22 protein-coding genes and 1 tRNA gene are annotated in these 23,860 nt (G+C 67.5%); 14 read left to right on the top strand and 9 right to left on the bottom strand.

Annotated elements, in window-relative coordinates:
* The first annotated feature begins 63 nt into the window (after positions 1-63).
* Entirely contained in the window at positions 64-1,572 is a 1,509-nt protein-coding gene (locus GOAMR_RS06095; RefSeq protein ID WP_005184199.1) for an MFS transporter, read from the top strand.
* A 49-nt stretch (positions 1,573-1,621) separates the two neighbouring features.
* On the opposite strand, the gene GOAMR_RS06100 is transcribed toward GOAMR_RS06095, so the two are convergent.
* Positions 1,622-2,287, bottom strand: a complete 666-nt coding sequence (locus tag GOAMR_RS06100) for a TetR/AcrR family transcriptional regulator (protein ID WP_005184201.1) — start codon at positions 2,285-2,287, stop codon at positions 1,622-1,624.
* A gap of 138 nt (positions 2,288-2,425) precedes the next feature.
* Here GOAMR_RS06100 and GOAMR_RS06105 point away from each other — a divergent pair, with 138 nt between their 5' ends.
* Positions 2,426-3,652, top strand: coding sequence for an oxygenase MpaB family protein (locus GOAMR_RS06105; protein ID WP_005184204.1), 1,227 nt, complete (start codon positions 2,426-2,428; stop codon positions 3,650-3,652).
* A gap of 6 nt (positions 3,653-3,658) precedes the next feature.
* On the opposite strand, the gene GOAMR_RS06110 is transcribed toward GOAMR_RS06105, so the two are convergent.
* Positions 3,659-4,774 (bottom strand): TDT family transporter, encoded by a 1,116-nt coding sequence (locus tag GOAMR_RS06110; protein WP_005184206.1) that lies wholly within the window; start codon positions 4,772-4,774, stop codon positions 3,659-3,661.
* A gap of 77 nt (positions 4,775-4,851) precedes the next feature.
* Here GOAMR_RS06110 and GOAMR_RS06115 point away from each other — a divergent pair, with 77 nt between their 5' ends.
* The 4 genes from GOAMR_RS06115 to GOAMR_RS06130 all read left to right on the top strand — a co-directional run bounded on the left by GOAMR_RS06115 (position 4,852) and on the right by GOAMR_RS06130 (position 9,072).
* Positions 4,852-5,742, top strand: a complete 891-nt coding sequence (locus GOAMR_RS06115; RefSeq protein WP_005184208.1) for a LysR family transcriptional regulator — start codon at positions 4,852-4,854, stop codon at positions 5,740-5,742.
* 112 nt (positions 5,743-5,854) lie between these two features.
* Entirely contained in the window at positions 5,855-7,549 is a 1,695-nt protein-coding gene (locus GOAMR_RS06120) for a cation:proton antiporter (RefSeq protein ID WP_005184210.1), read from the top strand.
* A gap of 118 nt (positions 7,550-7,667) precedes the next feature.
* The gene (locus GOAMR_RS25735) at positions 7,668-8,393 is read left to right on the top strand and encodes a hypothetical protein (protein WP_005184211.1); all 726 of its coding nucleotides are present in this window, start codon (positions 7,668-7,670) and stop codon (positions 8,391-8,393) included.
* A 112-nt stretch (positions 8,394-8,505) separates the two neighbouring features.
* Positions 8,506-9,072, top strand: a complete 567-nt coding sequence (locus GOAMR_RS06130; protein WP_005184212.1) for a putative glycolipid-binding domain-containing protein — start codon at positions 8,506-8,508, stop codon at positions 9,070-9,072.
* Positions 9,073-9,079: 7 nt separating this feature from the next.
* Here the strand turns inward: GOAMR_RS06130 and GOAMR_RS06135 are convergent, their stop codons facing one another.
* Positions 9,080-10,060, bottom strand: a complete 981-nt coding sequence (locus GOAMR_RS06135) for a prephenate dehydrogenase (RefSeq protein WP_005184214.1) — start codon at positions 10,058-10,060, stop codon at positions 9,080-9,082.
* Between the two features lie 86 nt (positions 10,061-10,146).
* On the opposite strand from GOAMR_RS06135, the gene GOAMR_RS06140 reads away from it, so the two are divergent.
* The 4 genes from GOAMR_RS06140 to GOAMR_RS06155 all read left to right on the top strand — a co-directional run bounded on the left by GOAMR_RS06140 (position 10,147) and on the right by GOAMR_RS06155 (position 11,753).
* The gene (locus tag GOAMR_RS06140; protein ID WP_005184216.1) at positions 10,147-10,704 is read left to right on the top strand and encodes a tRNA adenosine deaminase-associated protein; all 558 of its coding nucleotides are present in this window, start codon (positions 10,147-10,149) and stop codon (positions 10,702-10,704) included.
* 44 nt (positions 10,705-10,748) lie between these two features.
* Complete coding sequence (locus GOAMR_RS06145; RefSeq protein WP_040514488.1) at positions 10,749-11,204, top strand: nucleoside deaminase; 456 nt, start codon at positions 10,749-10,751, stop codon at positions 11,202-11,204.
* A gap of 80 nt (positions 11,205-11,284) precedes the next feature.
* Positions 11,285-11,620 (top strand): hypothetical protein, encoded by a 336-nt coding sequence (locus tag GOAMR_RS06150; RefSeq protein ID WP_005184219.1) that lies wholly within the window; start codon positions 11,285-11,287, stop codon positions 11,618-11,620.
* 45 nt (positions 11,621-11,665) lie between these two features.
* Positions 11,666-11,753, top strand: a tRNA-Ser gene (locus tag GOAMR_RS06155).
* A gap of 57 nt (positions 11,754-11,810) precedes the next feature.
* On the opposite strand, the gene GOAMR_RS06160 is transcribed toward GOAMR_RS06155, so the two are convergent.
* A complete protein-coding gene (locus tag GOAMR_RS06160) occupies positions 11,811-12,662 on the bottom strand; it encodes an ATP-binding protein (protein WP_050942601.1) in 852 nt (283 codons plus the stop codon).
* A gap of 367 nt (positions 12,663-13,029) precedes the next feature.
* Between GOAMR_RS06160 and GOAMR_RS06165 the strand changes: the two genes are divergently transcribed.
* Positions 13,030-14,742: a lipase family protein gene (locus tag GOAMR_RS06165; RefSeq protein ID WP_005184224.1), complete on the top strand. Its 1,713-nt coding sequence runs from the start codon at positions 13,030-13,032 to the stop codon at positions 14,740-14,742.
* A gap of 9 nt (positions 14,743-14,751) precedes the next feature.
* Here the strand turns inward: GOAMR_RS06165 and GOAMR_RS06170 are convergent, their stop codons facing one another.
* Positions 14,752-15,669 (bottom strand): SMP-30/gluconolactonase/LRE family protein, encoded by a 918-nt coding sequence (locus tag GOAMR_RS06170; RefSeq protein WP_005184226.1) that lies wholly within the window; start codon positions 15,667-15,669, stop codon positions 14,752-14,754.
* A 69-nt stretch (positions 15,670-15,738) separates the two neighbouring features.
* Here GOAMR_RS06170 and GOAMR_RS06175 point away from each other — a divergent pair, with 69 nt between their 5' ends.
* Positions 15,739-16,326, top strand: coding sequence for a TetR/AcrR family transcriptional regulator (locus GOAMR_RS06175; RefSeq protein ID WP_244427281.1), 588 nt, complete (start codon positions 15,739-15,741; stop codon positions 16,324-16,326).
* Between the two features lie 4 nt (positions 16,327-16,330).
* Here the strand turns inward: GOAMR_RS06175 and GOAMR_RS06180 are convergent, their stop codons facing one another.
* Complete coding sequence (locus tag GOAMR_RS06180; protein ID WP_005184232.1) at positions 16,331-16,672, bottom strand: hypothetical protein; 342 nt, start codon at positions 16,670-16,672, stop codon at positions 16,331-16,333.
* An 81-nt stretch (positions 16,673-16,753) separates the two neighbouring features.
* On the opposite strand from GOAMR_RS06180, the gene GOAMR_RS06185 reads away from it, so the two are divergent.
* Together GOAMR_RS06185 and GOAMR_RS06190 are read left to right on the top strand one after the other, a co-directional pair.
* A complete protein-coding gene (locus tag GOAMR_RS06185; RefSeq protein ID WP_005184233.1) occupies positions 16,754-17,782 on the top strand; it encodes a type IV toxin-antitoxin system AbiEi family antitoxin in 1,029 nt (342 codons plus the stop codon).
* Positions 17,737-18,561 (top strand): hypothetical protein, encoded by an 825-nt coding sequence (locus GOAMR_RS06190; protein ID WP_005184235.1) that lies wholly within the window; start codon positions 17,737-17,739, stop codon positions 18,559-18,561. Before GOAMR_RS06185 ends, GOAMR_RS06190 begins: the two co-directional genes overlap by 46 nt.
* Before the next feature lie 3 nt (positions 18,562-18,564).
* On the opposite strand, the gene nuoN is transcribed toward GOAMR_RS06190, so the two are convergent.
* From nuoN to nuoL, 3 genes are read right to left on the bottom strand one after another with little or no spacing between them, the layout of a single operon-like run.
* Positions 18,565-20,232, bottom strand: coding sequence for an NADH-quinone oxidoreductase subunit NuoN (gene nuoN / locus GOAMR_RS06195; protein ID WP_005184237.1), 1,668 nt, complete (start codon positions 20,230-20,232; stop codon positions 18,565-18,567).
* On the bottom strand, positions 20,229-21,926 hold the full coding sequence (locus tag GOAMR_RS06200; protein WP_005184239.1) for an NADH-quinone oxidoreductase subunit M: 1,698 nt from the start codon (positions 21,924-21,926) through the stop codon (positions 20,229-20,231). Before GOAMR_RS06200 ends, nuoN begins: the two co-directional genes overlap by 4 nt.
* A complete protein-coding gene (gene nuoL, locus GOAMR_RS06205) occupies positions 21,926-23,818 on the bottom strand; it encodes an NADH-quinone oxidoreductase subunit L (protein WP_005184241.1) in 1,893 nt (630 codons plus the stop codon). Before nuoL ends, GOAMR_RS06200 begins: the two co-directional genes overlap by 1 nt.
* Positions 23,819-23,860: the final 42 nt, after the last annotated feature.

Consider the following 23,860-nt stretch of genomic DNA (forward strand, 5'->3'; position numbering starts at 1 on the left):
ATTGCGTCCTATCATCTGCGTATTGCATAAACAGTATGTGTAGTAAACAGAAAGGTCGCAGTCATGTCCCGCACACTCGCGCCCCACTGGGGGCTGGCGGCGCTCTGCCTGCCGATGCTGCTCGTCTCCATGGACGTATCGATCCTGTTCTTCACCGTCCCCGACATCGCCGCCGATCTGAAACCGTCACCGGCGCAGCAACTCTGGATCTTCGACGTCTACGGATTCGTGCTCGCCGGATTGCTGGTGCCGATGGGGGCGCTGGCCGACCGGATCGGGCACCGGCGGCTGCTGATGATCGGGGCCACCGGATTCGGGGCCGCGTCGGCGCTGGCCGGGCTGTCCACGAGCGCGTCGATGCTGGTCGTCGCCCGGGCGCTGCTCGGTGTCGCGGGCGCCACGCTGATGCCGTCGACGCTGGCCCTGATCCGGGACCTGTTCGACGACGAGGATGCGCGACGCAAGGCGGTGGCGGTGTGGAACGCGGTGCTCACCGGCGGGGTCGCACTCGGCCCGATCCTCAGTGGTGTTCTGCTCGAACACTTCTGGTGGGGGTCGGTGTTCCTGATCAACGTGCCCGTCATGCTCGCGCTGCTCGTGGCCGCCCCGTTACTGCTGCCCGCGAACACGGCCGTCGCCGGGCGGAGCGTCGACCTGCTCAGCGCCGCACTCGCCCTCGGCGCCGTGCTGCCCCTGATCTACGGCATCAAGACGATCGCATCCGACGGCTGGTCGGCCGTGCTGCTGGTGCCGATCGTCGCCGGCCTGATCCTCGGGGTGGTCTTCGTCCGGCGACAGCGATCGCTCGCCGACCCGATGATCGACGTGACCCTGTTCCGGGACAGGCGTTTCGGCGCGTCGATCATGGTGAACCTGCTGTGCATGTTCGCGCTGCTGGGAAACTCGGTGGCGATGACGCAGTACTTGCAGTCGGTGCTCGGCTACGCCCCGCTCAAGGCGGCGCTGTGGAGCATCGCGCCGTCGCTGGTCGTCGGCGCCGCGGCGCCGCTGGCCGCGGTGGCCGCCGGACGCTTCGGGCGGGTGCCGGTGATGGTGGCCGGGCTGGCCGTGTCGGCGTCCGGATTCGCGGTGATCGGCGGGCTGACCGGCGTGGACACCCTGATCCCGATCCTGGTGGGCGCCGGTCTGGTGGCCTCCGGGGTCGTCGCGGTGACGACGATGGTCGCCGACCACGTCATCGGGGTGGCCCCGGCCGGCCGGGCGGGCGCGACGTCGGCGCTGCTGGAGACCAGCAGCGAACTCGGCGGCGCACTCGGCATCGCACTGCTGGGCAGCGTCATCAACGCGGTGTTCCGCGCCGTCTATCCCGGCGATCTGCCCGGCGGCGACGACGGTCTGGCCGGTGCGCTGGCGGCGGCCCGGAATCTGCCCGCGGACACCGGAACCCGGGTGATCGACGCCGCCCGCCACGCGTTCACCGACGGCGTCACGACGTCCGCCTGGTGCGCAGCCGCCCTCCTCCTGCTGACCGCCGTCATCACCGGGTGGGCACTACGCACTCCCGCGTCGCAGACTTCGTCCCGCGAATCGGATAGCGCGACATCCGAATAGCGGGAAGGAGTTCCAGACGCGGGAGTCGTGACCTGGTGGATTCACCAGGTCACGCGTGGGCTTCGAGCATCGGGACGAGGTAGTGGCGGGCGATGGTGGCGAGCTGGGCGTCGTCGTCGGTGTCGATCCGCAGGCTGGGAATGGTCAAGAACGACATGGAGATTCGCACCATCATCTCGGCGGTGACGTCGGGGTCGATGTCGGCCGAGACGTTGCCCGCGGCCTGTTCGATGCGCAGCTGGGCGGCGACGAACGCTGCGACCGAGGCGACCATGCGGGCCGCCACGTCGGCGGCGCCGATGAGTTGCTGGGGCTCGGTCACCAGCAGGCTCGCGATGAGCGGGTTGCCGCGGACGGTGCGCAGGGAACTGACGAAGGCGAACACCACCCGGTCGGCCGCCGTCGGCGCGGCGGTCACCTCGCGCCGGAAGACGTCGAAGTAGTGGCGGAACTCGCGGGTGATCACCGACTCGGCGAGGGCGTTCTTCGTCGCGAACTTGCGGTAGAGCGTCACCCGGGATACCCCGGCCAGAGTGGCGACCTCCTCCATCGACGCGCGCTGCATGCCGACCCGGCAGAACACGTCGCGCGCGGCGTCGAGCAGTTTGACCTGCGTGGCGTCGCCGGCGGCCAGGTCGTCGGGCGGTGTCCCGGCCCCGGCCAGCGCCCGCTGCAGCATCGATGTCTCGATCGGTGCCGGACCTGAGGTCTCCAACTGTCGGTACTCCTCGGGGGGACGTGGGGTCTTTCCAGACTATGTCGCCGAAGCTCGCGTGAACGCTACCGCCGTCTGGTACATGTATCAAGGTTACAAAAACTGTAACTCTGTTACATCGGCCGGACGGAGTACACGATGGAGAACCTGAGCAGACGGACCGCCCTCAAAGGTGCGGGTGTGCTGGGTGCCGCGGGCGCGGCATCGCTCGTCGCTCCCGCGGTGCCCTGGACCTGGTCGCCGGCCTACTCGATACCGGGTACCGGCGCCGGAACGGACCCGCGCAAGGTGTGGGATCCGGAGGCCGACGAGGTCATCGCCCGGCTGTTCCGCAATCCCGAACAGGTGTATCGGGTCAACAACCTACTCAAAGGCTGGACCCGGAACGGTCAGGCGCTGCCCGCCGGACTGCCCCGGGAACTGCGCGACTTCATCGAGCACGCGCGCCGGCTGCCGTCGTGGACCGACTGGGACAGGCTTGACGCCGCAGTCCGGTTCAACCAGAAACACGGCCTGTATCTGGGCGTCATCTACGGATTCGCCAGCGGCATGATGAGCACGGTGATCCCCCGGGAGGCGCGGGCCGTCTACTACTCCAAGGGCGGCTGGAACCTCAAGGACCGCATCTCCAAGACCGCCAAATTCGGCTACGACGTCGGCGACCTCGACGCCTTCCGGCCGGGCGGCGAGATGATCGTGACCGCGGTCAAGACCCGCATGGCCCACGCCGGGGTGCGGCACCTGCTGCCGCAATCGGCACACTGGAATGCCGTCGCACCCGAGGCCAAGCCGATCAGTCAGGCCGACATCATGGTCACCTGGCACAGCCTGGCCACCACGGTCATGCGCAACATGCGCAGGTGGCGCGTGCCGATGGCCAACTACGAGGGCAACGGCATGCTGCACTCCTGGCAGGTCACCGCGTCGCTGCTCGGCGTGCGGGACGAGTACATCCCGAATTCGTGGGGCCATGCCGACGCCCAGGCCCGGCAGGTTCTCGACCCGATCCTCGCGCCCACCCCGGAGGGCCGCAAGCTCGCCAACCAGCTCCTGAACCTGGGTGTCAATCTCGACCTGACGCTGCTGTCCCGCGGTGTGCTCGGTGCCCTCACCCGGTACGTCCTGGGTGACAAGGTGGCCAACTGGTACGACATTCCCCGCGAACCGGTGTGGAGCCCGCTGCTGGAGACGGCGTGGGTGCCGTTTGTCGGTGTGCGCGAAGGGTTGCTGAATGTGGGGCTGCCCCGGGAGACCACCTGGATGTTCGACGAACTGCTGCGGCAGTTCGTGCTGCTCTACATGTCCGAACTCCGTATGCCGATCAGCATCCAGATCCCGACGTTCAATAATCCGAAATACAAGTAGGCGCGATCAGGACGTCTGGAAGCGGGCGTGCCCCGGGAGCCGTGGCGGCCCCGACGGGTAGGGGCTGGGCTGCGTCTGCCCAGCACCCCGGAACAGGGCCGCCGTCGCGACGACGGCGGCCGTCCATCCGGCGATCAGCACGACCAGGAGCAGGCCCGCCGCGACGGCGAACGCGGTCAGTCCCGTCTCACCGGCCAGCGCACCGGTACCGGTCACGACGGTGCCGACGGGGAACGTGAACGACCACCAGGTGGGTGCGAACGGCAGGCCGTCGCGGAACTGCCGCAGCGTCAGCGCCGACACCAGTGCGAGCCAGAACATGGTGAAACCCCACACTGGAACGCCGTAGCAGAGCGCGAACATCGACAGCGCGTGGCCGTAGTCGCCCGCGACACCGGGGGCCACCTCGCCGAGATGGTGGACCGCCGTGATCGACTGTCCCAGAAAGCCCAGACCGATCCACAGCGTGGGCACCGAACCGGCGGCGGGTAGGCCGTGGCGAATGATGCGGTGCCACAATTGATTCAGCATCAGGAAACCGGCCACCGCGGTGAGGCCGAACAGGCCGTAGCAGGCCAGCAGCATCGTCTCCTGGAACTGGCCCTCCGGAAGGTGTTTCACCAGTGCGGCGCCGGTGGCGGCCGAGACCATCGGTGGCACAACCGAAACCAGCCAGCCGCCACTCGCCGCGTCGTCGGCGACGGTGTGGGAGGTGATCATCCGGTAGGGGATCGCGACGGCGGAGAGCAATCCGAGTGCGGTGCCCAGGATCCAGCACGCCGCGCCGACGATCGTCGCCGCATCCGGGCCGATGATCGTGGGGCCGGCGGTCATTGTCGACGCCCCGACCGTCAGGATCGCCATCGGCGGGGCGCCGTAGAAGTGGGCGAGCACCGGGTCGTCGAGGTGGCGCAGCGGCAGCACCGCGTCGTCGCGCAGGCGGCGGATCATGACCGTGCAGACCGCCGCCAGCAGGCCGACAGCCGCCAGCCAGAACGCCACCGCCACGACGTGGCCACCGGGCAGATCGAACGGCAGGCCGGTGATGGCCACCGCCACGATCCCGGTGCCCATCACCGAGGTGAACCAGTTCGGGCCGTATTCGGGGGCTGTGTTGCGCATGCCTGTCAGCCTCCGGGACACGCGCGGTGGCCGGTAGTGGCCAAATCCCGGTGGACTCACAGGTCTACCCTGTGACCATGCTTCCCGAACTGTCCGCGCTGCGCCTGCTCACCGAGGTGGCACGCCTCGGCAGCATCGGAGCCGCGGGCCGCGCCGTCGGCATCTCACAGCAGTCGGCGTCGGAACGACTGCGGGCCATGGAAACCCAGACTGGGCTCGTCCTGGTACGGCGCGCGCCCCGCGGATCGGAGCTCACCGACGCCGGGCAACTCCTCGTCGAATGGAGCAAGGACCTCCTCGAACGCGCCGACGAGATCGACAGCGCCCTCGACACCCTGCGCCGCGGCCGCACCAGGGAACTACGCGTCCACGCGTCACTGACCACCGCCGAATATCTGCTGCCGCGGTGGCTGGTGCAGTTCCGGCGCACCCACGACGTGCCGGTCAGCCTGCGTGCGGTGAACTCCGACGATGTGGTCGCCGCGGTCCGCGCCGCCGAGTCCGACCTCGGCTTTGTCGAAGGGCCCGTCGGCGTCGACGGGCTGACCGCAGTCGCGGTCGGCACCGACGAACTGATCCTCGTCGCCGCCCCCGACGACCCGTGGGCCCGCCGGCGTGCCCCCGTGCGGCCCACCCACCTGGCCGCGCGTGCCCTGACCTGCCGGGAGATGGGGTCGGGCACGCTCGCCGTCGTCCGGTACGCGATGGCCCGCAGCGGCCACACGCTCGCCGAACCCGAGGTCAAGCTGGCCACAAACGCGGCGATCCTCGCGACCGTCCGGGCCGGGGGCGCGCCCGCGTTCCTGTCCCGGCGGGCCGTCGCCGCCGATCTGGAACTCGGCACGCTCGTCAAGGTGCCGGTGGCCGGTCTGGACCTGGTCCGGGAGTTCCGGGCGGTGTTCGTCGGCGGGTCACGCCCCGTCGCCGGGCCGGTGCGTGACCTGCTGGAGATCGCGCAGAACGGGTAGCGTCCCCGCGCGCCGCCGAAATCGGCTGCCGCACATGACCGGTGACCCGATTCGTCCGACAGGTCGACCCGCCAAGTCGGACAAACCGCCCCTGACCTGAAAAGATCAGCGCATGGAACTGCTGATCCTGGTCCTCGTCGGGGCCATCATCGTCACGTCGTTCGCCGACAAACGCGGGATGCAACCCGCGTTGATCATCATCGTCGTCGGTCTGGCCGTATCCTTCATCCCCGGGGTTCCGCACGTGGAACTCGAATCGGAGATTCTGCTGACGGTCGTGCTGCCGCCGCTGCTGTATTCGGCCGCGCTCGGGTTCTCTTTCGCCAACTTCGTCCGCAACATCCGCCCGATCCTCGGTCTCGGGGTGGCGATGGTGGTCATCACCGCCTTCGTGGTCGGCTTCGTCACCTCGGCGATAGTGCCCGAGTTCACCTTCACGCTCGCGCTCCTGCTCGGCGCGATCGTCGCCCCGCCCGACGCGGTGACCGCCGTCGCCATCGGCCGCAAACTCGGCCTGCCCAAACGTCTCATGTCGATCCTCACCGGCGAATCGCTGGTCAACGACGCAGCCGCGCTGTCATTGTTCGCGATCGCCATCTCGCAGATCGCCAGCACGCACTCGTTCATCGAGAACCCGCTCGCGCTGTTCGGCTACAACGCGGTGGTCGGGCCGATCGTCGGCCTCGTCGTCGGTTTCGCGACCCTGTGGATCCGTCGGCACCTGGCCAACCCGGCGCTGGAAACGGTGCAGGGGTTCGTCGTCCCGTTCGCGGCGTTCGTCGGCGCCGAACACATCCACTCCTCCGGCGTGCTCGCCGTCGTGATCGCCGGATTCGTCGTCGGATCGGGATCGGTGCGCGCCGGCTACAAGACCCGGCTTCAGGAACGCTACGTCTGGCATTCGGTCGACGTGCTGCTGGAGGCGTTCGTGTTCGCCTACATCGGCCTGCAGATGCGCTTCATCATCGAGGACCTGCGCGAGGCCAAGGAATCGCTGGTGCACATCGCGTGGGCGTCTGTGCTGGTGCTGGTCATCGTGCTCGCCATCCGGCCGATCTGTGTGTTCGTGATGTTCGGCCGCGCCGCTGTCAGCAGACGCATCGAGGCAGCCGTCAACGTCGACACCCCGGCCAACCCGCGCCGCACCACCCCGTCAGCGGGCAGACCCGACAAGCCCAAGAAGACCTCACGCTGGGCGGGCAAGATCGATCGCCGCACACTGACCTGGCAGGAGTCGACGGTCATCGCGTGGACCGGTATGCGCGGGGTGGTGACGCTGGCCGCCGCATCAGGTATTCCGCTCACTGTCGCCGACGGCACCGACTTCCCCGAACGCTCGGCCATCATCGCGATCGCGTTCGTCGTCACCATCGGCACCATCGGAATCCAGGCCACCACGCTGCCGTGGATGATCGCCCGGCTGCACCTGCGCAACGAGGACGAGGAACGCTACGACTACGAGCAGACAGCACTCGCCGAAAAGATCGCGCACCGCGCCTCGGCCGACGTTCTCGACGAGTTCGTCGCCAACCCGCCGGAGGGTCTCGACGGCGAGACCATCGCGGTGATCCACGGAACCGTCGCCCGGCAGTCGCACGACGCCGAGGAGATGCCCGACCCCGAGAAGCACAACCGCCGCAACGACGCGTTCATCAAGCTGTACCTGGACGTGCTCGCCGCCCAGCGGGCCGCGCTCGTCGTCGACCGGGACGAGGGCAAGATCGAGGATGAGGCGGTGCGCGCGATGCTCGAACGTCTCGACCTCCAGGAGGCGAGTCTGTCGGCCAGGATGGAGAGCCGCTTCTAGCCGTTGCGTCGTTCCGGCCGCCCCGGCGATGTGGACCGCGCTCCGCATCGCCGGGTTCCGCCTGTTGGGTATGGTCGCAGGCAGGGACCGGGACAGCACACGCGGCAGGAGGCAGGCGATGACGCAACGACAGCCGACGCCCCCCGATCTGAACGACGCCGAACGGTCATACCTGCAGCCGGTCGGACCGCAGTTTTATCCGCCGCTCGGGTACACCGACGACGGCACCCCGCAGTACCTTCCGGGGCAGCAGTCCGCCCGGCCGTCGCACGTGCCCACCGGCATCGGTGCCATCGCCCCGGGAACCCCCGCGGCCGACGACCTGCATGCCGCCCCCGGCCCGGTGTCCCATCGCGCCCAACCCCGGCAGGGCGGCGTGTGGAAGGCGGCGGTGTACCTCGTCGTCATCGCCGTGCTCGGTGCCGCGACCATCCTGATGGCCCGCAACGTGCTGTCCGACGGGCCGGAGGAGATCACGCTGCCGTCCGTCGACACCTCCGACACCTGGATCACCGACACCGCACCGCCCTACCCGACGGTCCCCGACACCCCCACCAAGCGTGGCGCGACCGTCGACTCGGCAGGCAAGAGCGTGGTCTACCAGGCCACCATCAACGGTGTCGGAGTGCTCGCCTACAGCGACGACACCGGTACCCGCACCGACGTCATCTCCGAACCGGAATGGAAGGTCACCTTCACCGGCACCGGTGCACCCCTGCGGCTGCTGGTGGTCGCCACCTCGGGAAGCTCGGTGTCGTGTGCCATCCTCGTCGACGGCCAGGTGGTGGCACACGACGATGTCTCCACCCAATCGTCGCGGCGGACCGCCGCATGTCTGGCGTGAGCAGCCCGGATATCGCTAACGTAGAGAAGTGAGTTCTCCGCAAGCAGCCCAGCAGAGCCCGACGACGTCCTCCGCTACCCCGACGTCCCCGGGCGGTGGTGAGTTCCGGACCATGGTCACCTGGCGCGGTCTCGACGCCATCCGGCTCGAACAGGTGCGCCTTTACGTCAGCGGTGCCCGCATCAAGGCGTACGGCCGCATCATCGCCGCCGCACACGACGACAAGGAGGCGTTCTCCGCGTCGTACGAGCTGATCACCAACGACGAGGGCGTCACCAAACGTTTCTCCGTGCACCTCGTGCGCGCCAGCGGTGAATCGCAGCTGGCCATCAACCGCGACGGCGAGCACAACTGGCTCGTCCAGACCGCCGACGGCACCATCCGCAGCGACTTCAACGGCGCCGAGGACATCGACATGGCGCTGTCGCCGATGTTCAACGCGCTGCCCATCCGCCGCTACGCGTTCCGGGCCGGGCGCCGGGTTCCCGCAGGCGAGCACGCCGAGGTGCCGGTGGTGTACCTGTACCTGCCCGAGGCCCGGGTCGAGGCGGCCACCATGAAGTACACCAAGCTCAAGGGCAACCAGGTCTCGCTCGAGGGCCCGGTCGCCAGCTCCACCGTCACGTTCGACGAGAACGGTTTCGTCATCAACTACGAGGGACTGTCCGAACGGGTCTGACCCCCTGTCAGCCCACCCAGACCTTGCCCGCGTGTGCCTGGCGGCGTAGTTCCTGCTGCCAGCCGGGTGTGCCGATCGTGACGCCGGTGATCGGTTCCGGTGTTGTCGAGGCGATGGCCTCGTAGGCGAGCCGGGCCCGGTGACCGTCGTCGACGAGGATCTCTACGCTGCCGCGGTCGCGCAGGTCGTCGCGGATGTGGGTGAGCCGGTCGATGGCCTCGCTGAGCACGTTCAGCAGTGCCGCGTCGTTGGCTTCGAGCATCGCGCGCTGCAACGCCGGTGCGGTCCCGGCGACACGGGTACCGTCGCGGAAACTGCCGGCTGCCAGCCGGAGTGCGAGGCCGCTCTCCCCGGCACCGACGGCGGCCGTCGTCGCTGCCATCAGGTGCGGCAGATGCGAGATCGCGGCCACCGCACGGTCGTGGGCGTCGTCGGCGGCGGGCACCACCGTCGCACCGGCGGCCAGCGCGATCGACGCCACCCGCAGCCAGTCGCCGGCATCGGTGCCGTCACCCGTCGACACCATCCACATCGCACCCCGGAACAGACGGGGATCGGTGGCCGACCAGCCCGATTGGCTGGTGCCGGCCATCGGGTGCCCGCCCACGTACCGCGCCGACGGATGGCCGGCCGCGACGATCCGGGCCACCGGTTCCTTCACGCTCACCACATCGGTGAGCAGAGTGTCCGGGGCGTGTTCGGCGATCGCGGCGACCAGCCCGGACAGCGTGGTCACCGGCGTCGCCAGCACGATCACCGCGTCGGACTCGGAGGCCCGCCGCAAGGTGCCGGGCAGATCCGCCGACACGTCGTAGCCATCGGCCAGGGCGGCCTCGACCGTCGCCGCCGACCGGTTCCAGCCGAACACCTCGGTGGTCCCGGACAGCATCCGCAGCAACGACCCGCCGATCAGTCCCAAACCCAGAACGCACACCGCGCCGGGCGCTACAGCGGTCGTGGGCGAGGGCGGCGCATCGTTGTCGGTCACCGTTCCACTCTCGCACGTCGGTGCCGGCGGCCGGAATGCACAGCAAAACTTGGGAACCACCCGCCAATGGGGATACCGTGACCTGCATGGCTGCTGCCGGTAAAGGCGATGGGTCCCGCGGGGCCGACAACACGAACAGTGCGACCACAGGCGACGACATCGACGGCTTCGCGGTGGCCGTCGTCCGCGAGGACACGCGGTGGAACGTCACCGCTCTCGAACCGTCCGCGCTCACCGATCTGGCCGACGCCGAACGGCAACTGAGAGCGCTGCGCGCGACCAGCGCGGTGTTCGGTCTGCTCAACGTCGACGACGAGTTCTTCATCATCGTCCGCCCGGCGCCCGGCGGCTCGCAGTTGCTGCTGTCCGATGCCACCGCCGCCGTCGACTACGACATCGCCGTCGACGTTCTCGACGCCCTCAACGTCGAGGTCCCCGACATCGACCCCGACGAGATCGACGACGTCGACCCGTGGGAGGAGGGCGACCTCGGGGTGCTCGCCGACCTGGGGCTGCCCGACGCGGTGCTGTCGATCATCGTCGGCGACACCGACCTGTACGCCGACGAACAGGTCGGCATGATCGCCGCCCGGCTCGGCTTCTCCGACCAGCTGTCCAAGGTCCTCGACACGCTGGGACGCTGACCGGCGTGGCCGGCCGGGAGCCACCGCCCGGGCCGTGGGAGACGATGATGCGCGCCGCCCTCGACGCGGCATCGCTGTCGGGGGCCGACGACGTGCCGATCGGTGCTGTCGTCTACGACCCCGAGGGCGTCGAACTGGCCCGCGCCGCCAACCACCGCGAAGCCGACGGCGATCCCACCGCACACGCCGAGGTCCTCGCGTTGCGGGCGGCGGCGGCCGCGTTCGGTGACGGGTGGCGGCTGCCGGGCTGCACCCTCGTCGTCACCGTCGAACCGTGCACGATGTGCGCCGGTGCCATCACCCTGTCCAGAGTGGGCCGGCTGGTGTTCGGGGCGTGGGAACCCAAGACCGGGGCTGTCGGGTCGCTGTGGGATGTGGTGCGCGACCCGCGGCTCACGCACCGGCCCGAGGTGATCGGCGGGGTCCTCGCCGACGACGCGATACACCTGATGCGGGAGTTTTTCGCGGTGCGACGCGAAACCCGCCAGACCCGCAGGTGAGCGGCGATCTGTGGCACATTGGAGGAGTCCAGACGTCACCGGCGCGCGTAGAAGTGCGCCGAACAAGCTGAGGAGAAGCCATGTCGGACGCCACCAACAAAGTCAACGAAGCCCTGAACGTAGCCAAAGGCAAGCTCGGGGAACTCGCCGCCAACGAGAAGGTCGCCGGCGCGCTGGGTGTCGCGCAGCAGAAGATCGGGGAACTCGCGGCCAACGAGAAGGTCATCGGGGCGATCGGGGCCGCACAGCAGAAGGCCGGCCAGCTCGCCGCCAATGAGAAGGTCGCCGGTGCACTGGGTGTCGCGCAGCAGAAGTTCGGCGAGCTCGCCGCCAATGAAAAGGTGCAGGGTGCGGTGAGCGCAGCGCAGGAGAAGATCGGCAAGCTCGGCGGCAACAAGCCCGATTCACCGGCCTGACCAGGCAATTTCACGCTCGGGTGCACCTGCGGTACAGTTTTCCGCGGTGGCGTGTCCGAGCGGCCGAAGGTGCAGCACTCGAAATGCTGTGTACGGTAACCCCGTACCAGGGGTTCAAATCCCCTCGCCACCGCAGACGAAGGGCCCCTACTTGCATAGGTAGGGGCCCTTTGGTGTCTGTTACCCCGGGTCATGGTCCGAGTAGGGCGAGCGGTACGACAGCGACGCCGTCGGCGCGACGATAGGCCGATTGCCCGGTGGTGATGATCACTGCGTCGGCCAGTCCGTCGCCGATCCGGCTTCGCAGCCACAGAAGGTGCTTGACATCCGCATCGCTTACGGACGCGGACAATTTGACCTCGAAAGCCACGATACGATTACGCGCTTCGACGATCAGGTCAACCTCATGAAGGCCGGCCTGATCACGGAGATGCCACAGGCGAGCTTCCGCGGCTTGGGCGTACGTCTGCATGCTGAGAGTGACCAGGCTCTCGAAGAGTCTGCCGAGAGCTGCACCTGACTGGGCACCCAGCATCGCATGGCCACGCAACTCCAGCAGGGCGCTTTCGTCGAGGTCCATCAACCGTGCGGCAAGCGCCGGGTCGGCCAGGTGATGTTTGGGCACTTTACCGAGCCTGCCGAGGTTGAACCCGAAAGGGCGCCAAGCCTCGACGGGGTCAAGTAGCCATAACTGCGTGAGGACATCGCGATAGGCGATCGTCGTTGGCCGACTCGGCTTATCGGCGTCGCCGACGGTCGCCGCGTCAAGGATCGTTGTGTAGCTCGCCGTCGACGCAGTGGCCTGAGCGTATGCCCGCAGCCAGGCACGCAATGCCGCGGGCGCGCGTACTCGGTGGCCTTGCTCAGCCATATCGCGGTCGACGATGCGGGTCAGGTAGCCGTCGAGCGCCAGGCGCCGCGCGCGATCTGGCAGGTCGCGGATTCCTGGAAATCCCGACGAGACGATCTCACGGACGTAGTCGGGCAGAGCCGTCGATACTGATTGCCGCGAGTGCACCGAAAACCTCGTCGAGCTCGTCATCGATGATCCGTCTCCGGTACTCCACCATGTTTGTACTTTACAGATACCGGGTGTACTGATTGACAGATCACAGGTCTTTTACATGACAGATTCCATGCACGGGCAGGTTCGGCCTTGCCGACGGCCGTCATGCCGCCGCAGACGACGGGGTGCTGTACCCCGAAGGTTTCGGTGAATCGAGTCTTCAACACCGCCCCGAAACTACGCCCGCAGTTGTCGCCCGCCCGGCCGGAGTCCCGCTCACCGGTTCGTGGATCGAACTCCGGAATACCGGCGCCGCGGCATATGCTTGCGCGATGCGGACACCTTGCGCTGACAGCGATCGTTCTTGAGCAGCCACCCGACCCCGGGCCGATCGCTGTGGCGTGTGACGAGTCGCCTTGACCCTCCCCGGTGGCTGCGCGCCGTCCTGGCGGCCGTCGCGATCGCCCTCGGCATCTACCTGATCTCCAGGCCGATCGCGTCTCTCGGCGCGCTGGTGTGGTTCATCGGCGCCGGCTTCGTCCTGCAGGGCGTTCTCGTGCTGACCGAGGAGGACGACGACCAGCCGCGCTGGTGGCGTGTCGCCGAAACCCTGGCGTGGATTGCCGCGGGCGTGGTGATCGTGGCGTTCGGCGGCTTCACGCTGCGTGTGCTCGTCGTCATCATCGCCGTGGCGCTGGTGGTACGGGGTGTGCGGCAGGTGGTGACCGCACTGCGTGGTCAGGGCACCGTCGATTCCCGAATCGCTTCGGGCGCTTTCGGTGTCGCGTCGATCGCGTTCGGGCTGCTGGCAGTGCTCTGGTCCGACATCACGCTGGTGGTCACGGCGGTGGTGTTCGGGGCCTGGCTGATCATGACCGGGCTGGCCGAACTGCGCCGTGCATGGCGCCCCGGCGACCCGGAGCCGTTGCGGCGGCCGGGACGGGCACGACGTTTTGTCCGGACGGTCACCGCGCTCGTCACGGTCGCGATCGCCGTCGGCGCCGTCGTGATCAGCGTCAACGTGCGTTCCGACACCCCTGATGTCGACGACTTCTACAGCGCGCCAAAGAATATCCCGGAGACGCCCGGCGTCCTGATCCGTTCCGCGTCGTTCACCCGTGAGGTCCCCCCGGACGCGAGAGCCTGGCGCATCCTGTACTCGACGACCCGCGGCGACGGGTCACCGGCGGTAGCCAGTGCCCTCGTGGTGGTGCCCAAGAACGGTGCCGGCCGGTGGCCGGTGATCGACTGGAACCACGGCACCACCGGCTACGCCCAGCCCTGCGCGCCGTCGTTGCTGGCGCAGCCCTTCGAATCCGGCGCGATGTTCGTTCTGCCTGAGATCATCAAGCGCGGATGGGCGATGGTGGCCACCGACTACATCGGCCTCGGCACCAAGGGGCCCCACCCCTATCTGATCGGTGTCGACAGCGCGCACGCCTCACTCGACGCGGTCCGGGCGGCACGCTCGCTGAAACCGGCCGATCTCGGTGCCGACACAGTCGTGTGGGGCCACTCCCAGGGTGGCGGTGCCGCGCTGTGGACCGGGGCGCTCGCCCCGTCGTATGCACCGGACGTCACGCTCGGCGGCGTCGCCGCGCTGGCACCGGCGTCGAACCTGCCCGGCCTGATCGGCAACCTCCCGAATGTCACCGGCGGCAGCGTGTTCTCGTCGTTCGCGGTCGCCGCGTACATCGCCACCTATCCCGATGTCACCTGGCACGGTGCGATCCGTCCCGGCGCCGAACCGATCGTGCGGGCCATGTCGCAACGCTGCCTGTCCGGGCCGGGCGTGCTGGTGTCGGTGCTCTCGGCGCTGTCGCTCACCAGGGATCCCGATATCTTCGTGAGCGATCCGACCCGCGGTGCACTCGGTAAGCGCCTGGCGCAGAACGTGCCCCCGCCCACGATCGGGGTGCCGCTGCTGATCGGTCAGGGTGAGGCCGACGGTCTGATCACCCCTGCGGCCCAACGTGAGTACGTCGACACGATCCGGAAAGCCGGCCACCAGGTGGACTACCGCACCTATCCCGGGCTCGGCCATGTCGACCTGGTCGAAGCGAAATCGCCGTTGATTCCTCAGCTCCTGGAGTGGACGGCCGCCCGCTTCGAGTGACGGCGGAAATTACTTCACGGTGACGCGGAGGACGGCGCCGAGTTCGGTGCCGAGGGCGAATTCGGTTGTGTCCGTGGGATTGACGGCGACCGAGGTGGCGGGCTGGCCGAGCTGAACCACGCACGAGCGGCGGGTTGCGGTGTCGGCGATGATCAGCTGTCCCGTGGTGGTGGCGACGGCAAGCCTACCCGGCGCGACGACGGCCAGATCGTCGACGATCCCCGGCAGCGGGGCGGTCACATCCACGCCGACGGCGACTCGATCGGGATGGGCGAGAGGTACTTTCAGCACCCGTCCGGTGAGGCTCGTGGTCATCGTGACGTACAGGGTGTCGCCGTCGACGGCCACGCCGTTCATGCTCGAACCGTTGACGGTGGCGGTGGGTGCGAGGTTGCGCGGCGCCCGCGCCGACCAGCGCCGGTCGACCTGTCCGTCCGGCAGGACCTTGAGTACGCCCTGCCAGGTGTCGCCGACGTAGGCGTTGCCCTGCGCGTCGAAGGCGAGTCCGTTGGGGAAGCCGAGGCCTCGGGTGTAGATCCTCGGTTTCGGTTGTGCCGCATCGGGATCGAACCGGTAGATCTTGCCCGTGCTGAGCACCCCGGTGATCTCCTGGCTGAATGAGGTGACATACAGGTCGCCGTCTGGACCTGGTGCGATGCCGCCGGGCAGCGGAACCGTCACCGACCTGGTGACGCGGCCCCGGGGGTCGAGGCGTTGTACCTCGCTCAGCGCGGTCCTGGTGACCCACAGTGATCCGTCGTGGTCGTAGGCGACGTTCTCGGTCCAGCCGAGCGCGGGGACGGGTGTGCTCTTCAGGATCGTGACGCGGGCGGAATCGCATGCTGTGGCGGCCTCCGCCGTCGGGCTATGTAGCGAGACGATTGCCGCCAGCGTGCAAGCTGCCAATCCCAGAACGGTACGACGCATGGAGAACTCCCTCGGGATCGGCCGCGCTAAATATGCAACAGGATGGAGCGTAATGACAGACTGGCTGTCATGCAAGAAGCAGCAGGCAGCCGCCCCGGGCGACCACCCGAAGCGGATATCAGCCGCCGGGTCGACGCCGCGGTCCTCGGGTTGCTGGCCGCGGAGGGCTACCACGGCTTGTCGATCAGCGCGGTCGCCACCCGCGCGGGAGTACCCCGATCGACGCTGTACCGGCGCGGACACACCAAGGCGAGTCTCGCCGTCGACGCCATCACCTCGGTGGTCCCGCCGATCCCCGAACACACCGGCGGCGATCCGCTCGACGACCTGACCCGGTCGGTGTCGGAGTTCCTGCTGGCCTTCGTCGCCGACGACCACTCGCCCGTCATCATGGAACTGCACGCACACGCCCTGCACGACGACCAACTCGCCGAACTCGTCGCCGACTACCTGCGCCCGCGCGGGGCCCTCCTGGACCGCATGATCGGCCGCGCCATCGACGCCGGTGCCGTCGATGAATCCCTCGACGCCGGCATGGTCCGCGACCTCGTACTCGGCCCGATCATCTACCGCTGGCTGATGACCAAGGAGAAGGCGGACCCCGTCGTCATAGCAACGATCACCGCAGCATCGATCCGGGGGCTGGCATCGGGCTGACGGGTCAGGCTTCGATGTGAGGACGGCGACGCACCGTGGTCCGGTAGATCACGCACCCGAACAGGGCGGTCTGAATGATCTCGTCCGCGATGTCGATGTAGCTGTCGACATCCAGTGGCTCACGGCGGGGGCCTCCGGCGACGAAGTTGTCGAGTGTCGGGCCGATGGTGCCGGCGTCGAGGCGGAACGTTTCGCCGCCGAGATCGGTGATGTCTGCCGCGGTCGCGCCGTCCCAGCTGTCGATGCGCGCCCAGTGCCGGATGCCGCACCCTTCGACGGCTTCGATCAACAGGCGCGTGACAAATGTGTCCAGACCGGCGTCTTCCGGCCGGTGCGTGGCCCGCACGGCATCAAGCGCCGAGCCCGACGTGAATGTTCAGTTTAGTTGCGTGTTCAGAATTTCTGAACACGCAGTTATAGTGAACACATGCGGGAAGTGCTACCGGACGACCTGGCCGACGAGGTCCGGGGGTACCTCGATGACTTCGGTGTGTCGGTGGCCGAGGACGCACTGGATGACCTTCGAGCATCCGAGCGTCGCGCACTGACCTTCCGAATGCCGGATGGTGAGCGGGTCCCCATAGAAGGTCTGTACCAGCCGTCGTTCAAGACGGCCGACCTGCGACGCATCGAGCACGGAGCGGATGATCGCCTATTGCTGATCACCGATTACGTTCACCCTCGAAGCGCTGAAGCGCTCCGCACCGCGGGAGTCTGGTATGTCGACGGACCGGGCAATGCCCACATCCGCTGGCCCGGCCTTTTCGTCGATGTGCAAGGACGGAAGCGGCCCGCAGGGGTAGGCGGCGCTCCCCGGACCCGGCATCGTTCGACAACTCTGTTCACCAGAAAGAAGTCTCAGGTCATCGCGGCGATCCTGGCGCGGCCCGATCTCCTTCGTGAACCGTTTCGCACAGTCGCCCACTGCTCGGGGACGTCGCTGGGATTGGTCAAGACGGTTATCGATGACCTGGCAGGTATGGGATTTGTCGAGGACGGTTCCGGAGGCAGGCGACCGGGAGACCTCGATGCGCTTCTCGGGTTGTGGGCGCCCTCCTACGCCGCCCAGGTGCCGACACCTTTTGGCGGAGAAGGGACGGTCGCGCCGGTAGTCCCCGAAGGGATAGAACTGCTACTGAGCGGTGAGCAGGCCGTTCCCGAACTGATTGTCGACGGCCCGACCCTGACTGCGTATGTCGATACTGATGATCGAGAAGGATTGCCCACGGATCTCATTCGGGTGAACCGTTGGCGCCGTAGTGAGACACCGAATATTCGGCTACGGCACAAATTCTGGCAAGATCTGCCGGGAATCCATGAGGGGGCGGCTCCCGCGCCGATCGTTTATGCCGACCTGATCGGCGCGAACGAGGGGCGTCAACGGGAGGCCGCGGGGGAAGTGAGGGCTCGGTGGATCAGGTCGGTGGAGTCGACTATCGGGAGTATGCGGACGTAGCGCGCGTCGTGGGGGCGATCGCGGAATGCGTCGAACCTGACCGCATCATGTTGGTCGGGGCACGTTGCCGGAACATTCTGCACGGCCGGGAATTCGGCAGCCCCGCAGTCCTCCGGCGCACAAGTGATACCGACCTGGCGATCGCCATAGAGGACTGGGCGGTATTCGATCGACTGCACGAGCGCTTCGGCACTGGAAGCTCCGCGTGGCAACGCATGATGGTGTCCGGCATTCCAACGGACATCGTGCCGTTCGGTCCGATCGAGAGACCGCCGGGGTGGATCGGAAGGACCGCGGGGGACATAGAGCTCAACGTGCATGGTTTCGCGGACGTATTCCGGGCGGCCGAGCAGCTGTACATCGACGAGAACTTGATGATCCGGCTGCCGACTCCATCGGGATACGCTGTCCTGAAGACGCATTCGTGGCTCGACCGGATTCGCAAGTTTGAGTACAAGGACGCGCCGGACCTTGCGCTATGCGTTCACTGGTATGCGAACCGAGTTGATCGCCTGTGGGGAGAGGCGTTCTGGGCCATGGAGGAACACAACTTCAATACGCACACTGCTGCTGCGGCCGTCTTGGGACGCGACATGGGGCAACTGCTGAGTCGCGATGAACTGATGCAGTTATGTTCGAGGCTGGGCTCGATGGACACTGGGCTACTTGCCAACCATTTCGACGTCGATGCTTCGGATTGGCCCGATGGTGCAGGGCGACTGGCGACGGTTGAGGCGCTGTTCGGTGAACTGGTTCGCTGTAAGGATTCCGCTCGATAGATGCTACGACAGGGTTGTGAACTCGGCTGCGCGTTCGGCGAGGTCGAGGAGGGGTTGGGGGAGGATGCCCAGGATGATGGTGACGGCGGTGCAGACGGCGATGCCGGCGGTGGTGAGGATGCTGGGGCGCACGATGTGGGGCGGGTCGTCGGGTGGGTCGGTGAAGAACATCGCGATGATGATGCGGATGTAGAAGTAGGCGGCGATGGCGCTGGAGAGGACACCGATCACCACGAGGACTCCGGCGCCGGAGCCGGCGGCTGCGGAGAAGACTGCGAACTTGGCGATGAAACCGCTCGTCAGCGGGATGCCGGCAAAGGCGAGCAGGAACATCGAGAACATCGCCCCGACAAGGGGATAGCGTTTGCCCAGACCCGCCCACTGGGAGATGTCGGTGGCCTCACGGCCGGACAGGTGCGGGCCGACGGGGCGGTCGGGTTCGCGGACAACGGAAATGGTGGCGAACGCGCCGAGCGTCGAGAAGCCGTATACCGCAAGGTAGAACAGGGTGGCCGAGACGCCGTGCTCGTCGAGGGCGATCACGCCGAGCAACAGGAAGCCGGCGTGGGTGATGGACGAGTAGGCGAGCATGCGTTTGATGTCGGACTGGGTGACGGCCATGACGGCGCCGACGAGCATCGTCGCGATCGCCACCACCCACAGGATGGGCTTCCAATCGTCGTGGATCCCACCGAAACCGAGATAGCAGACGCGGAGCAGACCGCCGAACGCGGCGACCTTGGTGGCCGCGGCCATGAAACCGGTGATCGGTGTCGGCGCACCCTGGTACACGTCGGGAACCCACGAATGGAACGGCACCGCACCCACTTTGAACAGCAGGCCCACCGCGACGAGCGCGAAGCCGATCACCGCGAGCGAGCGGTCGTCGGACTCGATGACGGAGGCGTTGATCCCGGTCAGGTCCAGTGTTCCGGTGGCGCCGTAGGCGAACGCCGCACCGAACAGGAAGAACGCGGACGCGAACGCGCCCAGCAGGAAATACTTGAGCGCCGCCTCCTGCGAGATCAGCCGACGCCGCCGGGCCAGCCCGCACAGCAGGTACAGCGGCAGCGACATCACCTCCAGCGCGACGAACATCGTCAGCAGGTCACCGCACGCGCCGAACAGCATCATGCCGCCGACGGCGAACAGTGCCAGCGGGAACACCTCGGTGGTCACCCCGCCGGCTCGGGTCGCCTCGTATTCGGCGTCGCTGCCCGGCACCGACGCACCCGAGGGGGTGAACATGTCGGCGTCGGTGATGTCGCCCGGGCCACTGCCGCCAGGCCCCGAACCCGAAGCGGCACCCACCAATTCGGGCTGCCTGACCACTCGTTCGAGGCGGCGTTCACCCATGAACGCCACCGCCACCAGGGATACCAACAGCACCGTGCCCTGCAGGAACATCGCCGGACGGTCGAGCACGACGGCACCCGCGACGGTGGTCACCCCGCCGGACTTGGCCGAGGCCACCGCGATGAGCGCCGCGAACGCCGCGACGATCGCCACCAGCGCCAGCGCGAGTTGCACCCGGAACCGTTGTGCGCGAGGAATCACCGCCTCCAGCAGGACGCCGACGACGGCGGCGCCCAGCACGATCAGCATCGGTGAGAGCGCCCCGTAGGCGATGCTCGGTGCCTCGTAGGAAACGCCTGAAGCACTGAAGTTCATCGCTCGCCTCCCGGCTCGGTCATGGTCACGGTGTGCTGGACGGCCGGTGTGACGGCGTCGAGGACCGGTTTCGGGTAGATCCCGAGACCCACGAGGGCGATCAGCATCGGCACGATCACGATCTTCTCCAGCGGCAGCATGTCCCGCATGGTCCGGGACGGATCACGTTGTGTGCCCGGCCCTTCCCGGGCAGGGACGTTCGGTGTCCGCACCGGCCCGCCCATCATCCGCTGATAGGTCCACAGGATGTAGATCGCCGCCAGTACCAACGCGGCGGTCGCCGCGACTGCCGCGATCGGGAACCGCTGGTAGGTGCCGATGAGCACCAGGAATTCGCTGATGAATGGTGCCAGACCCGGCAGCGACAGTGTCGCGAGCCCGGCGACTAGGAACGTTCCCGCCAGGACCGGCGCCACTTTCTGTACGCCGCCGAAGTCGGCGATCAACCGGCTGCCGCGCCGCGACACCAGGAACCCGGCGATCAGGAACAGTGCGGCGGTCGAGATCCCGTGATTGACCATGTACAGGGTGGCGCCCGCCTGCGACTGCGAGGTCATCGCGAAAATCCCCAGAATGATGAACCCGAAGTGGGAGATCGACGTGTAGGAGATCAGCCGCATCACGTCGGTCTGCCCGATCGCCAGGATCGCGCCGTAGATGATGCCGACCACCGCCAGCGCCGCGATGACGGGTGCGAAGTACGATGCCGCGTCGGGGAACAGTTGCAGGCAGAACCGCAGCATCGCAAAGGTTCCCACCTTGTCGACGATCGCCATCATCAGCACCGCGCTCGCCGGGGTGGCGGCGACCGCCGCGTCGGGCAGCCACGTGTGGAACGGCCACAGCGGCGCCTTCACGGCGAACGCGAACATGAACCCGAGGAACAGGACCTTGAGCAGGCCGGACCCGGCATCGAGTTGCCCGGCCGCGGCGGCCTCGGCGACGGCGGGCAGATTGAAGGTGCCGCCGACGTCGGAGCGGGCGGTGACCATGTACAGCCCGACGACCGCGGCCAGCATGATCAACCCGCCGAACAGGTTGTACAGCAGGAACTTCAGTGCCGCCGCCGACCGGTTCGCGGTGACTCCGAAGCCGCCGATGAGGAAGTACATCGGGATGAGCATGGCCTCGAAGAAGATGTAGAACAACAGAATGTCCAGGGCCACAAAGCTCATCAGGACCATCGCCTCGACGGCCAGGATCAGCGCCACATACGTCTGTACACCGCCGATCCGAGAGGTCACCCCTTCGCCGGTTGAGGTGTGAGGAGCGTTAGCGACGAGCCTCGAAACCTCGTGAGATGACATCTCTGTCTCACCGGGTTTCGAGGCTCCTCGCCTAGCGGATCGTCGCACCTCAACCGGCGAAGGGGAATCAGCGTCATTCCAGGTGGCGAGCAGGAGCAGGGGGAGCAGGGCGGCGGTGAGCAGGACCATCACCAGGCCGATACCGTCGAGACCGAGGTCGTAACCGGCGCCGAATGTGGGTATCCAGCTGTGACTTTCGGTGAACTGATAACGCGGCGCCGACGACGAGGTGTCGAAGGCGGCGGCCAGTCCGCCCGCGATGCCGAGGGTGATCATCGCCGCGGCCATGCCCACCCATTTGGCGGTTTCGGCGCGCGACGAGGGGATCGCCACGACACCGGCGGCGGCGACCGCGGGAACGAGCCAGAGAACAGTGAGCCAGCCCATCACCACACCACCGCCAAGGTTGTCGCGAGAACGATTGCCGCACCGGCAAACGTGGAGAGCGCATACGATCTGACGAACCCGTTCTGCCAGCCCCGGATATGTTGCGACAGCGCGCCGATGCCGCGCCCGGCCGATTCGGTGGAGGCGTCGATGCCGCCTTCCTCGACCCCCACCAGTGCGGCGGTGAGCTGCTGCCCGGGCCGCATCAGCAGGTTCTCATTGAGAGCGTCGCCGTACAGGTCGCGGCGGGCGGCGATCGTCAGCGGCGACACGTCCTCCGGTGCCACCACCGGTACCTCGCCGGAGCACTGCCGCCACGCGATGCCCACGCCCACGGCCACCACCGCCAGCACGATCAGCGTCATCGACCACACCGGGATGGCGAGCTCGCTGTGGTGTTCGCCGACAACGGGTTCGAGCCAGCCGGGCAGGCCGTCGCCGAACACCAGCAGGCCGCCGGCTGCGACCGAGCCGATACCCAGGATGATCATCGGCCACGTCATGGAACCGGGCGATTCGTGGGGGTGCGCCTCCGTGGCCCAGCGCCTGGGCCCGAAGAAGGTGAGGAGCATGACGCGGGTCATGTAGTAGGCGGTGATCCCGGCACCGAGCAGTGTCGCCGAACCGAGAATCATTCCCCGCACCCCGCCTTCGGCGAACGCGGCCTCGATGATGTGGTCCTTGGAGAAGAACCCGGCGAACGGTGGCACCCCGATGATCGCCAGATAGCCGACGCCGAAGGTGACGAAGGTGATCGGCATGACGGTCCGCAGCCCGCCGTAGCGCCGCATGTCGGTCTCGTCGTTCATCCCGTGCATCACCGACCCGGCCCCCAGGAACAGCCCGGCCTTGAAGAAGCCGTGCGTCAGCAGGTGCATGATCGCGAATGCGTAGCCGGCGGGCCCGAGTCCGGCGGCCAGCACCATGTACCCGATCTGGCTCATCGTCGACGCCGCGAGGGCCTTCTTGATGTCGTCCTTGGCGCAGCCGATGATCGCGCCGAACAGCAGCGTCACCGCACCGACCACCACGACACCGGTCTGCGCGGCCGGGGCGAGCTCGAAGATCGGTCCGGAGCGGGTGATCAGGTACACGCCGGCGGTGACCATGGTGGCGGCGTGGATGAGCGCCGACACCGGGGTGGGACCTTCCATCGCATCGCCGAGCCACGACTGTAGCGGCACCTGCGCCGACTTGCCGCAGGCGGCCAGCAGCAGCATGAAACCCATCCCGGTGAGCACACCGTCGCCTGCGTCGGGAGCGCCGTCGAAGACCGCGGTGAACGACACCGACCCGAACGCGTTGAACATCAACATGAGTGCGACGGCCAGCCCGATGTCGCCGACCCGGTTGACCACGAACGCCTTCTTGGCGGCAGTGGCCGCCGACGGCTTGTGCTGCCAGAACCCGATCAGCAGATACGACGCCAGACCCACACCCTCCCAGCCGAGATACAGGCCGAGATAGTTGTCGGCGAGCACCAGGATCAGCATCGCCGCCAGGAACAGGTTCAGATAGGCGAAGAACCGTCGCCGATCGGGATCGTGCTCCATGTAGCCGATCGAATAGACGTGGATCAGGGTGCCCACACCGGTGATCAGGAGGACGAAACACACCGACAGCTGGTCGAGTTGCAGACCGAAGTCGACGTCGAGCTCGGTGACCGGCACCCAGCTGAACAGCACGTCGTGCACGCCTCGGCGGTCGGCGTCGCGGCCCACCATGCCGGTGAACATGAGCAGGCACAACACGAACGACGCCCCGGCGAGGACGGTCGCGAGCAGGTGGCCCCACGGGTCGGTGCGTCGGCCGCCGAGCAGCAGGATGGCCGCGCCGGCCAGTGGCAGGCAGAAGATCAACCAGAGCAGGTTCGCGGTCGCCGTGGCACCCATCGGCACTTACCTCCTTGCGGCAGAGCAGATCCAGCGTGAGAG

It is taken from the genome of Gordonia amarae NBRC 15530, from assembly GCF_000241345.1.
In the GTDB taxonomy this organism is placed as follows: domain Bacteria; phylum Actinomycetota; class Actinomycetes; order Mycobacteriales; family Mycobacteriaceae; genus Gordonia; species Gordonia amarae.

Bases quoted from the DNA above. Each gene is read 5' to 3' on its own strand.
- GOAMR_RS06095 (WP_005184199.1), top strand. From the start codon at position 64: ATGTCCCGCACACTCGCGCCCCACTGGGGGCTGGCGGCGCTCTGCCTG.
- GOAMR_RS06105 (WP_005184204.1), top strand. From the start codon at position 2,426: ATGGAGAACCTGAGCAGACGGACCGCCCTCAAAGGTGCGGGTGTGCTG.
- GOAMR_RS06110 (WP_005184206.1), bottom strand. From the start codon at position 4,774: ATGCGCAACACAGCCCCCGAATACGGCCCGAACTGGTTCACCTCGGTG.
- GOAMR_RS06115 (WP_005184208.1), top strand. From the start codon at position 4,852: ATGCTTCCCGAACTGTCCGCGCTGCGCCTGCTCACCGAGGTGGCACGC.
- GOAMR_RS06120 (WP_005184210.1), top strand. From the start codon at position 5,855: ATGGAACTGCTGATCCTGGTCCTCGTCGGGGCCATCATCGTCACGTCG.
- GOAMR_RS25735 (WP_005184211.1), top strand. From the start codon at position 7,668: ATGACGCAACGACAGCCGACGCCCCCCGATCTGAACGACGCCGAACGG.
- GOAMR_RS06130 (WP_005184212.1), top strand. From the start codon at position 8,506: ATGGTCACCTGGCGCGGTCTCGACGCCATCCGGCTCGAACAGGTGCGC.
- GOAMR_RS06140 (WP_005184216.1), top strand. From the start codon at position 10,147: ATGGCTGCTGCCGGTAAAGGCGATGGGTCCCGCGGGGCCGACAACACG.
- GOAMR_RS06145 (WP_040514488.1), top strand. From the start codon at position 10,749: ATGATGCGCGCCGCCCTCGACGCGGCATCGCTGTCGGGGGCCGACGAC.
- GOAMR_RS06150 (WP_005184219.1), top strand. From the start codon at position 11,285: ATGTCGGACGCCACCAACAAAGTCAACGAAGCCCTGAACGTAGCCAAA.
- GOAMR_RS06160 (WP_050942601.1), bottom strand. From the start codon at position 12,662: ATGACGAGCTCGACGAGGTTTTCGGTGCACTCGCGGCAATCAGTATCG.
- GOAMR_RS06170 (WP_005184226.1), bottom strand. From the start codon at position 15,669: ATGCGTCGTACCGTTCTGGGATTGGCAGCTTGCACGCTGGCGGCAATC.
- GOAMR_RS06175 (WP_244427281.1), top strand. From the start codon at position 15,739: ATGCAAGAAGCAGCAGGCAGCCGCCCCGGGCGACCACCCGAAGCGGAT.
- GOAMR_RS06185 (WP_005184233.1), top strand. From the start codon at position 16,754: ATGCGGGAAGTGCTACCGGACGACCTGGCCGACGAGGTCCGGGGGTAC.
- nuoN (WP_005184237.1), bottom strand. From the start codon at position 20,232: ATGAACTTCAGTGCTTCAGGCGTTTCCTACGAGGCACCGAGCATCGCC.
- GOAMR_RS06200 (WP_005184239.1), bottom strand. From the start codon at position 21,926: ATGGGCTGGCTCACTGTTCTCTGGCTCGTTCCCGCGGTCGCCGCCGCC.
- nuoL (WP_005184241.1), bottom strand. From the start codon at position 23,818: ATGGGTGCCACGGCGACCGCGAACCTGCTCTGGTTGATCTTCTGCCTG.